Annotated in this window: 9 protein-coding genes; 1 reads left to right on the top strand and 8 read right to left on the bottom strand. The window is 45.0% G+C overall.

The features are described from left to right. Position 1 precedes the first annotated feature (1 nt). The 4 genes from BLP57_RS03090 to ppdK all read right to left on the bottom strand — a co-directional run bounded on the left by BLP57_RS03090 (position 2) and on the right by ppdK (position 5,886). Entirely contained in the window at positions 2–1,339 is a 1,338-nt protein-coding gene (locus tag BLP57_RS03090; protein ID WP_173733058.1) for an MATE family efflux transporter, read from the bottom strand. Positions 1,340–1,401: 62 nt separating this feature from the next. Further along, entirely contained in the window at positions 1,402–1,866 is a 465-nt protein-coding gene (locus tag BLP57_RS03085) for a GtrA family protein (RefSeq protein ID WP_015525821.1), read from the bottom strand. 141 nt (positions 1,867–2,007) lie between these two features. Next, on the bottom strand, positions 2,008–3,060 hold the full coding sequence (gene rsmH / locus BLP57_RS03080) for a 16S rRNA (cytosine(1402)-N(4))-methyltransferase RsmH (RefSeq protein ID WP_092069475.1): 1,053 nt from the start codon (positions 3,058–3,060) through the stop codon (positions 2,008–2,010). Between the two features lie 195 nt (positions 3,061–3,255). Continuing rightward, entirely contained in the window at positions 3,256–5,886 is a 2,631-nt protein-coding gene (ppdK, locus tag BLP57_RS03075) for a pyruvate, phosphate dikinase (protein WP_015525819.1), read from the bottom strand. Between the two features lie 271 nt (positions 5,887–6,157). Between ppdK and BLP57_RS03070 the strand changes: the two genes are divergently transcribed. Then, complete coding sequence (locus tag BLP57_RS03070; protein WP_092069387.1) at positions 6,158–7,036, top strand: aldose 1-epimerase family protein; 879 nt, start codon at positions 6,158–6,160, stop codon at positions 7,034–7,036. A gap of 89 nt (positions 7,037–7,125) precedes the next feature. Here the strand turns inward: BLP57_RS03070 and BLP57_RS03065 are convergent, their stop codons facing one another. The 4 genes from BLP57_RS03065 to BLP57_RS03050 are packed head-to-tail and all read right to left on the bottom strand — an operon-like array spanning position 7,126 to position 12,352. Next, entirely contained in the window at positions 7,126–9,306 is a 2,181-nt protein-coding gene (locus tag BLP57_RS03065) for an alpha-galactosidase (protein ID WP_092069384.1), read from the bottom strand. 27 nt (positions 9,307–9,333) lie between these two features. Then, complete coding sequence (locus BLP57_RS03060; RefSeq protein ID WP_015525816.1) at positions 9,334–10,176, bottom strand: carbohydrate ABC transporter permease; 843 nt, start codon at positions 10,174–10,176, stop codon at positions 9,334–9,336. Continuing rightward, the gene (locus BLP57_RS03055) at positions 10,176–11,054 is read right to left on the bottom strand and encodes a carbohydrate ABC transporter permease (RefSeq protein ID WP_092069381.1); all 879 of its coding nucleotides are present in this window, start codon (positions 11,052–11,054) and stop codon (positions 10,176–10,178) included. Before BLP57_RS03055 ends, BLP57_RS03060 begins: the two co-directional genes overlap by 1 nt. A gap of 2 nt (positions 11,055–11,056) precedes the next feature. After that, on the bottom strand, positions 11,057–12,352 hold the full coding sequence (locus tag BLP57_RS03050) for an ABC transporter substrate-binding protein (RefSeq protein ID WP_092069378.1): 1,296 nt from the start codon (positions 12,350–12,352) through the stop codon (positions 11,057–11,059). Between the last annotated feature and the right edge of the window lie 344 nt (positions 12,353–12,696).

Here is a 12,696-nt window from a genome sequence, read left to right as displayed (position 1 = left end):
CTCAGGCAGCAGTTTCCTTTTTTCCCCTGCTCCACTTTTTCATCACATAAATATAATACGGGATCAGAGGGATCAGCGCTGCGATCCATGCGGCAGGATCTGCCAGACATACACCTGCAAAACTTGTTTTTCCTGCAATAAACATAACGATCGCACTTCTTGCCGCCAGTTCAAACACACCGCCCAGCATGGGAACCAAGCCATATCCCAGTCCCTGAAGTCCGTTTCTGTAGAGGAAGATACTTCCAAGGAACGGATATGCCCAGAATACCGTATGAAAATAAGTAACAGAAACATTAATAACATCCGTCTGGGACTTGTCAATAAATAACCAGGTCATGTACTTTCCGAAAAAGAACATTATGATCATAGTGATCACACTCCAGATCAGGACCATGATCTGGGTATATTTCATTCCTGCTTTTACACGGTCCATCTTTCCGGCGCCCCGGTTCTGTCCTACATAGGTTGCCATCGTCGCACCAAAAGCTACAAATACCGTTGCAATGATATTCTGTATTTTTCCCGCAGCGGAAAATCCTGCCATATATACAGAACCGTAAATATTTACCGCACCCTGCACAATAATGGTTCCGATCGCTGTGATGGAAAACTGAAGTCCCATGGGAATACCAAGGGCCAGCAGATAACGGAAGCTGGTAAAAGAAACTTCAAAGTTTTCTTTCTTCAGATGCAGGATCGGGAACTTTTTGATAATATAGATCAGGCAGCAGACTGCGGAAATTGCCTGCGCGATAACCGTAGCATAGGCACAGCCTTCCACTCCCATCCCGATTTTTACAATAAACAGAATATCCAGGAACACATTGATCACTGCCGAAATGATCAGAAAATACAGCGGAGATTTTGAATCTCCAAGTGCACGGAGAAACGCTGCCAGTGAATTATATGCCGCTGTTACAATCAGGCCTGCATAAATAATTCCCATATATCCCTTCACAGATCCCATCAGATCCTCCGGTGAATTCATCAGCCGCAGAATCGGTTCATTCAAAGCCTCAAAGCCAATGGTCATCACAATGGCAAAGGCTGCTGCCAGATAAATGGACATAGCTACGTAATGACGCATCTTATCATATTGCTTCGCCCCGAACCACTGGGATACCAGAATGGCAAAGCCACTGCTCAGTCCGTTAAGCCATCCGGTAACAAAAAACATCAGTGAACCGGTGCTTCCGATTGCAGCCAGCGCATCTACTCCCAGGAACTGCCCCGCAACAATGGAATCCGCAATGTTATAAAACTGCTGAAAAATATTTCCGAGACACATGGGAATCATAAAGCGGATGATCAGGCTCACCGGATTTCCCACGGTCATATCATTGGTCTTGTCCTTTGTCAATTTCAGTCCAACTCCTTTTCCACAAATATAACTATCTTTTATTTTTTAAAAACAATCAATTTACTGATCACATAATTCAATACGATCACAACCACCTGAGCAACAAGTTTCACTGCCATGCTGTTAAATCCAAGCCAGGTGATAAATACCGCAAGGATTGCTTCCTCCACAATCAGAGTAAAGAGCCGTCCTCCGAAAAACGAAGCCATCTGCTTTAAAAATCCGGCGGCGGAATCCACCTGCCCATCGAATACCCATGTCCTGTTTGTAAAATACTGGAACAGTACGCAGACCACCCAGCAGATCACATTGGCAATCAGCGCATTCATGCCCAGGCCCTTATCCAGCCATGCATACAATGCAATGTTCAGAAAAAATGTGAGCCCTCCAAAGAACAGATACATCAGAACTTCCTTATGTTTCTTATAAAAAGGTTCAAATATATTCAGCACCGGAAGATGCATCAGTTTATCAAAAATGTCCTTCTTTTCCTCCACATCCATACCCTTTCTCCTATTCAGTTTAAGCCGTAGCTTTATCATATGTAAACTTATATAACATAGCAAAAAAAATCCCGAATGTCAACGCATTCCAGGATTTTTCTGTTTCTGTATTTGTATCAGAACTGCTCTTTCACTCTTCACTCAGGCCTTCACAGCCCAGCGCATCTTCGTGGATCTGGCGCGCCCATTCTGTGCACATTCCTGTGCGGAAGGACGGATCACATCTTTTGAATAGTCGGAATAGATGCCGTCTTTATAACCCTGCTTTAAGGCTTTCTTTACCAGCTTGTCCTCTCCGGAATGGAAGGTAAGGATTGCTACACGGCCGCCTGGCTTCAGCGCTCCGGGAAGTTTTTCCATAAAATCATAGAGGACCTCGAATTCCCGGTTCACATCAATACGCAGTGCCTGGAAAACTCTCTGGCATGTTTTTTTCACCGTGTCTTTCCTCTCTTTTTCAGGAAGGAAGGACAATGTCTTCTCAATGACTTCTCGAAGCTTCGTAGTGGTATCTATGTGGTTTCCTCTGCGGATCTCATCTGTGATGGCCTTCGCGATCTCCTCACAGTACGGCTCATCGGAATTCTCATCCAGCATTCCTGCAAGCTCTTCTCTTGAAATGGTATCCAGACGCTGTGCTGCGCTGATCCCGGTTTCCTGGTTCAGCCTTAAATCCAGAGGACCATCCACCTTAAAGGAAAAGCCTCTCTTGGGATTGTCGATCTGCATAGAAGACACCCCAAGATCCGCAAGGATAAAATCAAAGCCTCCAACTTCCTCTGCGATCTCATCAATGGTGCAGAAATTCTGGAGTTTAATTGTCAGGATATTTTCTCCGAATCCCTGCTCTGCCAGACGTTTTCTTGTCTTGGCAGATTCTTCCGGGTCCACATCCGTGGCGTACATGTGTCCCTGACCTTTCAGACATTCCAGCATGGCCTTTGTATGCCCACCGTAACCAAGTGTAGCATCAAATCCAACCTGTCCCGGCCTGATCTCCAAAAAATCAATGATCTCTTTTACCATAATGGAAATATGCATTCCAGCCGGTGTGTTTCCCTTGCTGATCACATGTTCAATGGTATCCTTATACTTTTCAGGCTGAAGCTCTTTATATTTCTCCTCGAATTTCTTCGGATATTTTCCTTTATATCGTACACGTCTCTTATGAGGTGTCTGTGATTCCTGATTCATAAAATTCTCCTTATCCTCCGGCTTTATCTGCCCTGTTTCTTTCATGATACCATGAATCCTATTTTTCGTAAACCGTCGGAATACTTCAAAAAATATCATAAAGAAAAAAAAGCCTCTGACAATCTGTATTTCTACAGACTGCCAGAAGCTTTATATATGCTCAGACTGAAACTTCAGCCTGAAATGTATTCTTACTTATGCGTTCTTCTTAGCGATTGCTGCCTGTGCTGCTGCAAGACGAGCGATCGGTACACGGAACGGTGAGCAGGATACATAGTCAAGTCCGATCTCGTTGCAGAACTCTACGGAAGACGGATCTCCACCGTGCTCACCGCAGATACCTACGTGAAGTTTCGGGTTAACCGGTTTTCCAAGCTCGATAGCCATCTTCATAAGTTTGCCGACACCTGTCTGGTCAAGCTTAGCAAATGGATCGTTCTCGAAGATCTTAGCATCATAGTATGCGTTAAGGAACTTACCAGCATCATCACGGGAGAATCCGTATGTCATCTGTGTAAGGTCGTTTGTACCGAAGCAGAAGAAGTCAGCCTCTTTAGCGATATCATCAGCTGTAAGAGCTGCTCTCGGGATCTCGATCATAGTACCAACCTCGTACTCAAGGTCAGAACCTGCTGCTTTGATCTCAGCATCTGCTGTCTCTACAACGAATTTCTTAACATATTTAAGCTCTTTGATGTCACCAACAAGCGGAATCATGATCTCCGGTTTGATGTTCCAATCCGGATGATTCTTCTTAACGTTGATAGCTGCGCGGATAACAGCGCTTGTCTGCATCTTAGCAATCTCTGGATAAGTAACAGCAAGACGGCATCCACGATGTCCCATCATCGGGTTGAACTCGTGAAGGGAAGCGATGATTGTCTTGATCTGCTCTACAGTCTTGCCCTGAGCATCAGCCAGTTTCTTGATGTCCTCTTCCTCTGTAGGAACGAACTCATGAAGTGGCGGATCAAGGAAACGAATTGTTACAGGATTTCCTTCAAGTGCCTCATAGAGTTTCTCGAAGTCTCCCTGCTGCTCCGGAAGGATCTTAGCAAGTGCTGCTTCTCTCTCCTCTACTGTCTCAGAGCAGATCATCTCACGGAATGCATCGATTCTGTTGCCCTCAAAGAACATATGCTCTGTACGGCAAAGACCAATTCCCTCTGCACCAAGCTCACGAGCTTTCTTAGCATCAGCAGGAGTATCAGCGTTTGTACGAACTTTCATTGTTCTGTACTTGTCAGCCCATCCCATGATACGTCCGAACTCACCAGCGATCTTAGCATCTACAGTCGGGATAAGTCCGTCATAGATGTTACCTGTTGTACCATCAATGGAGATTGCATCTCCTTCATGGAACTCTTTACCAGCAAGTGTGAATTTCTTGTTCTCCTCATCCATAGCGATATCGCCGCATCCGGATACACAGCAGGATCCCATACCACGAGCAACTACAGCTGCGTGAGATGTCATACCACCACGAACTGTCAGGATACCCTGAGCAGCTTTCATACCTGTGATATCCTCTGGGGATGTCTCAAGACGAACAAGAACAACTTTCTCTCCTCTTGCAGCCCACTCAACAGCGTCCTCTGCAGAGAATACGATCTTACCGCAAGCAGCTCCTGGAGAAGCACCAAGACCTTTACCCATCGGTGTAGCAGCTTTAAGAGCAGCTGCATCGAACTGCGGATGAAGAAGTGTATCAAGGTTACGAGGATCGATCATTGCAACAGCCTCTTCCTCAGTTCTCATTCCCTCATCAACGAGGTCACAAGCGATCTTAAGAGCAGCCTGTGCAGTTCTCTTACCATTACGTGTCTGAAGCATATACAGTTTACCATGCTCTACAGTAAACTCCATATCCTGCATGTCTCTGTAATGTTTCTCAAGAGTCTCGCAAACCTGTTTGAACTGTACGAATGCTTCCGGGAACTTCTGCTCCATCTCGGAGATGTGCATAGGTGTACGAACACCAGCAACTACGTCCTCGCCCTGTGCATTGGTAAGGAACTCACCGAACAGACCGTTAGCACCTGTAGCAGGGTCACGTGTGAAGGCAACACCTGTACCACAGTCATCACCCATGTTACCGAATGCCATCATCTGTACGTTAACAGCTGTACCCCAGGAATATGGGATATCGTTGTCACGACGATATACGTTCGCACGTGGGTTGTCCCAGGAACGGAATACGGCTTTGATTGCGCCTACCAGCTGCTCCTTCGGATCAGTTGGGAAATCAGAACCGATTTTAGATTTATACTCAGCTTTGAACTGGTCAGCAAGCTCATGCAGGTCAGCAGCTGTAAGCTCAACGTCCTGCTTAACACCTCTCTTAGCTTTCATCTCATCGATGAGCTCCTCGAAGTATTTCTTACCAACTTCCATAACTACGTCAGAGTACATCTGGATGAATCTTCTGTAGCAGTCCCAAGCCCAACGCTCATTGCCGGATTTCTCAGCAAGAGTGTTAACAACTTCTTCATTTAAACCAAGGTTGAGGATTGTGTCCATCATACCTGGCATAGATGCTCTCGCACCAGAACGAACGGATACAAGCAGAGGATTTTCTTTGTCACCGAATTTCTTACCGGTAACTCCTTCCATCTTGGTAATTGCTTCCATGATCTGAGCCATGATCTCATCGTTGATGGATCTGCCATCCTCATAGTACTGTGTGCAGGCCTCTGTTGTGATTGTGAAGCCCTGCGGTACAGGAAGACCGAGGTTTGTCATCTCAGCAAGGTTGGCACCTTTGCCGCCCAGAAGATTTCTCATAGTAGCATTACCTTCTGTAAACATGTAAACCCATTTTGCCATTTTACATTTTCCTCCTAATTATTGTTCTTTAAAACATAAAAAATGTATGTTTTCTACGCACATAATTATTTTATAGATTTATCCTTCATTAGTCAAGGTTATTCTTCCAAAAAACAGCAATTTCTCTTGTGAAATATGACAGATTTTCCAGTTATATTTTTCACAGATTGTATTTTTCTCGTTATCATCTGAAAAATGTGCTAAAATAGAAAAAAACATGCAGCAATTCCGAGGTAATATTACCCGAATGCTGTCATACAGGAGGTTTATCATGACACGAACGATTGAAAATAGCTTTCTTAAGATTTCCGTTTCCGATCACGGTGCTGAACTCACCGGCATCTATGACAAGACTAATGACAGGGAGATCCTCTGGCAGGCAGATCCGGCTTACTGGAAACGCCATGCGCCTGTACTTTTTCCCAACGTGGGACGTAACTACAAAGATATCTGGCGTCTGAACGGAAAGGAATATCCTTCCAGCCAGCACGGCTTTGCAAGAGACAGCGATTTTATCTGCACGGATATCACCGATACTTCCCTTTCCTTTGTCCTTAAGTCCTCTGAAGAAACCCTGAATGTTTATCCGTTTGCTTTCGCTCTGAAGATCACCTACACTCTGAAGAAGCACGACCTGGAAGTATGCTGGGAAGTAGTTAATAATGATTCTGAAACTATGTATTTTACCATCGGCGGCCATCCGGCATTCCGTGTTCCGGTACGTGAAGGCGAATCCCAGAGTGATTACCGTCTTGCTTTTGAAGGCCTGGACACTCTTACCTATCTCCTTATCGATACGTCTGTAGGAACAGTCCTTGCTGACGCGCCACATACACTTTCCCTTGAAAACGGAACCTGTTCCATTGCTCCTCACATGTTTGATAAAGACGCTCTTGTTTTTGATAACGGCCAGATCCAAAAGGCCGGTATCCTCTTCCCGGACGGAACTCCATATCTGACACTTACCAGTGAGGGCTTCCCGAATTTCGGTATCTGGTCCGTACCCGGTGCTCCCTTCGTATGCCTGGAGCCGTGGATGGGACGCTGTGATGACTGTGGTTTTGAAAAACCTCTTTCCGAAAAAGCAAATATCAATGTGCTGAAACCGGATGAGGAATTTATCAAGAGCTATCAGATCACCGTACACTGAGCTATGATAAAAAAGATCCGCCATACATCGGCTTTTTCAGCTGTCTGTATGACGGATCCTTTTATTTATCTTACTGTCTCAATACGCTCTTATTCTCTCACAAAATGATACTGATAAGCTCTGTACTCCCCAAACTCTGCAGGAAGCGGCATTCCACCATGCATCAGAGCAGCTCCGGAATAGATCCTGCCGGTAGTCTGTTCCTTATAAAGTGCACTCTCATCAAGGCCGCGAAGCTGCACATAATTCACAGTCATATTTCCATGGATCTCCTCCATGACAACATTGAGCAGAACTTCTTCCTGAGAATTTCCTACGATCTCCCATGCACAGACCTCACTCTTAAACGGATCTGTCAGGCGATAGTACCGTCCGTTCTGGATCAGTGGCGCATATTTACGGAATTCCCCGATCTGGCTGCGGACCTCATCTTTTTCTTCCTCAGTCAGCTTCAGAAGATCCAGCTCGTAGCCGAAGGTTCCGGACATGGCAACCACACCTCTGGTATGTAACGGGGTGATCCTTCCTGTCTGATGGTTCGGCACTGCAGACACATGTGCTCCCATGGCCGATACCGGATATCCGAAGGAAGTGCCATACTGGATCCGAAGCCTGTCAATAGCATCGGAGTTGTCGCTGCACCAGATCTGCGGTGTGTAATACAGCATGCCTGCGTCAAATCTTCCGCCGCCGCCGCTACAACCCTCGATCAGAAGATCCGGATAACGGTTCACCATACGGTCCAGAAAATCGTACAATCCCAGGACATAATCATACATTACACGTCCCTGTTCCTTTGTCATTACGGAAAATACATCCATCAGGCTTCGATTCATGTCCCATTTAACGTACTCAATATTGGCATTATCCAATACCGCACTGATCTGTCCGAAGATTCCGTCTACAACTTCTTTTCTGGAAAAATCAAGTACCAGCTGATTTCTGGATCTCACTGGTTTTCTTCCCGGAATCGTAAGTGCCCAGTCCGGATGCTCACGGTAAAGATCACTGTCCTCAGAGATCATCTCCGGCTCGATCCAGATACCGAATTTCACTCCAAGGTCATTGACTCTTTTTACCAGTCCGCCGAGAGTCTCTCCAAGCTTCTTCTCATTGACATACCAGTCCCCAAGACCACTGTTGTCATCGTCACGTTTTCCAAACCAGCCGTCATCCAGAACCAGCATATCGATACCAAGGCTCCTTGCCTCTTTTGCCAGATTATATAAAGTCTCCCCTGTAAAATCAAAATATGCTGCCTCCCAGCTGTTTACCAGCACCGGACGAACCTCTGTCTTATATTTACCACGGCAGATATGGTGACGGATGCAGCTGTGCAGATTCTGGGAAAGGCGGTTCATTCCCTGATCTGTGTAGCTTAAGATCACCTCAGGTGCATAGAAGGTCTCCCCGGCTTCCAGCGGATACCGGAAGCACTCCTCCTGTACACCAAGGAGCATTCTTGTCTGATTGTACTGATCTTTAAGAACCTCACCCTGGAAATTTCCACTATATACAAAGGACATAGCATAGCAGCCTCCATGATCCTCTGTTGTGTCCTTCTCTGCCAGGATCATCATCGGATTATACTGATGGCTGGATGTGCCACGGACACTGCCGATCATCTGACTTCCATGAGCCACCGGTACTCTCTGCAGATTCCGCTCCATGGCATGTCTTCCGTAAAAAGTAAGCAGGTCATAATCTCCGTAAAGAAAATCCAGTTCTGCGGACATCACCTTGTTCACATAGATCTTCTCACTGCTCTGATTGCGGATATAGACGCTTCTTGTAATGATATCCAGTTCCGGAAGTACACCGTAAAGAAGCATGGCCTCCACGCCGGTAGCCGGATCCTCCAGTACGATCTCCAGAGTCTGTGCCTCATCATTATCCGCATAAACCGCCGGAAGCCCCGGAAGGCTGTATTTACCGTCACGGATAGTATAGTTCTTGTAACGCATATCACAGCTCATGCTTCCGTCACCGTTTTCCAGCATCAGTGATGCACTGCGGAAATCTCCGTTTCCGTAGCAGGAAAGCTCCTGTGGAAGAGAGTCCATGGAATAGGTTCTGTCTGTTCCCGCATCATAGGGATTTCCGGAAAATCCTCTGTCATAGTAGGTCAGAAGATAATCCATGCAGCCTTCTGCCTTTTTACCATAATAGAGATGAAGAAGAAATCCGTACTGATCCACCTGCATCTGATATGTAGTTTCTTTTGTCTGCAGGGTAAACGTTCTGTCTTTCTCGCAGTAGATGATTCCCATATGTGAATCCTCCTTTTTCTTGTGTTTTTATTTTACGGCACCGTTTACAACACCATTTAAAATGTGCTTCTGGCAGATCAGATAAAACAGAAGGATCGGAAGCAGTGCCAGCAGATAAGAGGCAAACGCAAGGTTATAGTTTGTTCCGAACTGAGTCTGGAAATTCAGCTGTGCCAGAGGTAATGTGGTTCCACCTGTAGATCCGGACATGATAACCAGTGGAGTCATAACGTCATTCCAGGTTCCAAGTGCTGTCAGAACTGCCACTGTGGCATGCATCGGCTTCATGATCGGAAAGATGATCTTCCAATATGTTTTCCAGGTGCTGGCTCCATCCACACAGGCCGCCTCCTCAAGGGCCATTGGAATGTTTGTCAGATATCCGGAATAAAGAAGCACGTTCATAGGCATATAAAATACCGTATAAAGAATGATCACACCGACTTTGTTATCAAGGCCCATCTCAGCAGTCTGCTTTACAAGCGGCATCATCAGGATAGCAAACGGAACAAACATACCGCTCACTACATAGAGATAGATAAATTTATAAAATTTACTTCTCTTGTTTCTGGCTATAGCATAACCTAAAAGTGAATGAATTACAATAGCAAGAACCACTGTGATCACAGTGATCAATACACTGTTTCCAAGAGAATGCCAGAAGTCTGTTACCTCCATAGCTTCCCTGAAATTGGCAAGACTGAATTTCTCTGGCAGAGACAGGATCCCGGCTACACTGTTGGTCATCTCTGTCGGCTGCTTGAATGCGATCACAATTGTCATATAAAGCGGAAATACCACTGTAATAAGGCCAAGGATCAGAAGGATCGTTACCGGCCAGTTCGCTTTTTCTCTTACTTTCGTTTTCATTACAGCTGCTCCTCCTTTTTCCCTGTGATAGTCAACTGCACTGCAGAAATGATCACGATCACAATAAAGAATATAACCGCATTAGCGCTCTGGAATCCAAACTGACCGCCACTCATACCATTGTTATAGATCAGATAGGAAATGGATTCTGTACTCTGTGCAGGACCACCCTTTGTCAAAGCCATGATCTGATCAAATACCATCAGGAAGTTTTTCACACAGAGAACCATGTTGATACTGAAAAACGGAACGATCAGCGGGAATGTCAGGTAACGGAACTTGCTGAATCCGGTAGCACCATCAATAGCGCCTGCTTCGTATACATCCTCCGGCACTGTCTGAAGACCGGAAATGTAGATGATCGTATTCATTGCAATGGACTGCCATGCACACACGATCACGATGGCAACCCATGCAAGGCTCGTACTGGAAAGCATGCTGGAAGACAATGTTTTATTTCCGATCATCTTTCCGAATGCAGGCAGGATATATGTAAAGAAATAATTGAAAATATATCCTACGACCAGTGCGCCAAGTACATTAGGAATAAAATAAGCTCCACGCATTGCACTCTTGAAACGGATCTTGCTGTTCAGTCCAAGTGCCAGGATCAGGCTGAGTACATTCGTTACGATAGTTGCCACGATGGCCAGCTTAAAGGTAAACAGATAGGAACCGCCAACACGGCTGTCTGTAAAAAGATCCTTATAGTTTCGAAGTCCTACCCAGTCATAGCTTCCATAGCCTTTAAAGTTCGTAAAGCTGTAGATCACACCCTTGATCAGAGGCAGTGTGTTAAAGCAGAAAAATAATGCCACGATCGGAATGGTGATCAGAAGAAAGGTCAGCTTTCTTCCACTCATAGATTTTTTTCCCATGATCAGTTCTCTCCTTCCCCGTTCTTCTCCTCATAGTCCTGTACTTTACGGATAATGTCACGGTTATATCTTGTCCAGTCTGTATCAAATTTTTTCAGGAATGCATCTTTATCCTTTTTCATCAGGAAGGTCTGGATCTGTGCATCCACAGCCATCTCTGTAGGATAATAATGATCCTGGTAATCGGCCATCCTTCCCTCTTCTATGTATTCCTTCATACCATCCAGAGTAGAGGGAAGTGTGAAATCACCCTCTTTACAGGGAACTGCCTTCTGGTCATCCAGATATGTCTGTATATTCTCATCCTCAAGAAGGAAATCCAGCACTTCATATGCAGCTTCCTTATTCTCACAGTCATCCATCACACAGAACTGAAGGTCAACTCCGGAATTCAGTTTGTTTTCTGACGGATCATCGCTTGCCGGTGTTACAAAAGAATCAATATCCATATCCGGATTTACACTCTGGATCTGTGGGATCGCATAGCTTCCGATGGGATACATGGCAGCCTCCCCTTTTGCAAAAGCGGTGCAGGCTCCATTGTAATCATAGGCAAAGGGATCATCCGGTCCATACTGGATAAGCTCCAGCATACGGTCTGCTACTTCCTTATACTCTTTTGCAAAAGTAGTGTTTCCCTGGTTTACCTGGCGGCATACATCGGCTGGTGCAAGATCTACCGCAATAGAATTCCACGGTGCAAGACAGGTCCAGGTATCTTTAAATCCGAAATAAAGCGGCTGGATACCTGCATCCTGAATTTCCTGGCAAAGGCTCATAAATTCATCCCATGTAGTCGGGATCTGCCAGCCATGCTCCTTGAAAAGCTCACGATTGTAAAGGATTCCGGCGGCATTGGCCACGTAAGGAACCGCATAGACTCCGTCTTCCGGAACGAATTCCAGCGCTTTATCAATTTCTTTATATGCATCTTTGATCGAATCCAGTCCCTGATAATCGGAAATATCCATCAGCATATCAGAATCAATAAAATTGGAAAAGTTAACATCGCCTCCGATTCCAATGATATCCGGATTATCCTCACGGATAAATCTTGTCTTCAATACAGTCATAGCATCGTTTGGTGATTCGATGGTAAGATGGATATCATCATGAGTGGCATTGAATTTTTCTTCCAGTTTTTCAAATGCCTTAACCGCTTCCGGTTTATACTGCACAAGTTCGATCTCTGTCTTTCCGCTGTCCTTTTTACCTGTGCCGCATCCGCTCAATGTAACGGAAGCTGCCATGGTAAAGGCAAGTCCCATACAGAGGATCCATTTACTTCTGTTGCGCATCTTGTAATGCTCCTTCCTTTTCCTTTTATTTGATAAGTCGGATATCACCCATTTAACTGATATGGCTATCCGGGCTCTCCAATACTTATTCTCTGGTTTCTTTTTTCTGAAAGCTATTTTAACATAGCTTTATGCTTGCATAAATAGCAGTGTTTTTCTTGTTTTATGCCAAAATACAATTTTTCTCTGTCTTCATTAAAGTCATCTAGCATTTTGATATATTTTACACCTATATCACTACTTTTATCTAAAATTAGTATATTCCGAATTTATCGAAAATCAACAAGTTTCTCGAGAAACTTAATTTTCTCACAAAGTTTTATCGATTATCCTTCTCTTTTTAG

Origin of the sequence: Blautia sp. SF-50 (assembly GCF_900101315.1) — a bacterium.
In the GTDB taxonomy this organism is placed as follows: Bacteria; Bacillota; Clostridia; order Lachnospirales; family Lachnospiraceae; genus Blautia_A; species Blautia_A fusiformis.
The sequence above is the reverse complement of the archived record's forward strand: the minus strand, read 5'-3'. Positions and strand labels throughout refer to the sequence as shown.

What these genes read in the sequence shown, in the direction of transcription:
- BLP57_RS03090 (WP_173733058.1), bottom strand. Translation starts at nt 1,339, where the DNA reads ATGACCGTGGGAAATCCGGTGAGCCTGATCATCCGCTTTATGATTCCC.
- BLP57_RS03085 (WP_015525821.1), bottom strand. Translation starts at nt 1,866, where the DNA reads ATGGATGTGGAGGAAAAGAAGGACATTTTTGATAAACTGATGCATCTT.
- rsmH (WP_092069475.1), bottom strand. Translation starts at nt 3,060, where the DNA reads ATGAATCAGGAATCACAGACACCTCATAAGAGACGTGTACGATATAAA.
- ppdK (WP_015525819.1), bottom strand. Translation starts at nt 5,886, where the DNA reads ATGGCAAAATGGGTTTACATGTTTACAGAAGGTAATGCTACTATGAGA.
- BLP57_RS03070 (WP_092069387.1), top strand. Translation starts at nt 6,158, where the DNA reads ATGACACGAACGATTGAAAATAGCTTTCTTAAGATTTCCGTTTCCGAT.
- BLP57_RS03065 (WP_092069384.1), bottom strand. Translation starts at nt 9,306, where the DNA reads ATGGGAATCATCTACTGCGAGAAAGACAGAACGTTTACCCTGCAGACA.
- BLP57_RS03060 (WP_015525816.1), bottom strand. Translation starts at nt 10,176, where the DNA reads ATGAAAACGAAAGTAAGAGAAAAAGCGAACTGGCCGGTAACGATCCTT.
- BLP57_RS03055 (WP_092069381.1), bottom strand. Translation starts at nt 11,054, where the DNA reads ATGGGAAAAAAATCTATGAGTGGAAGAAAGCTGACCTTTCTTCTGATC.
- BLP57_RS03050 (WP_092069378.1), bottom strand. Translation starts at nt 12,352, where the DNA reads ATGCGCAACAGAAGTAAATGGATCCTCTGTATGGGACTTGCCTTTACC.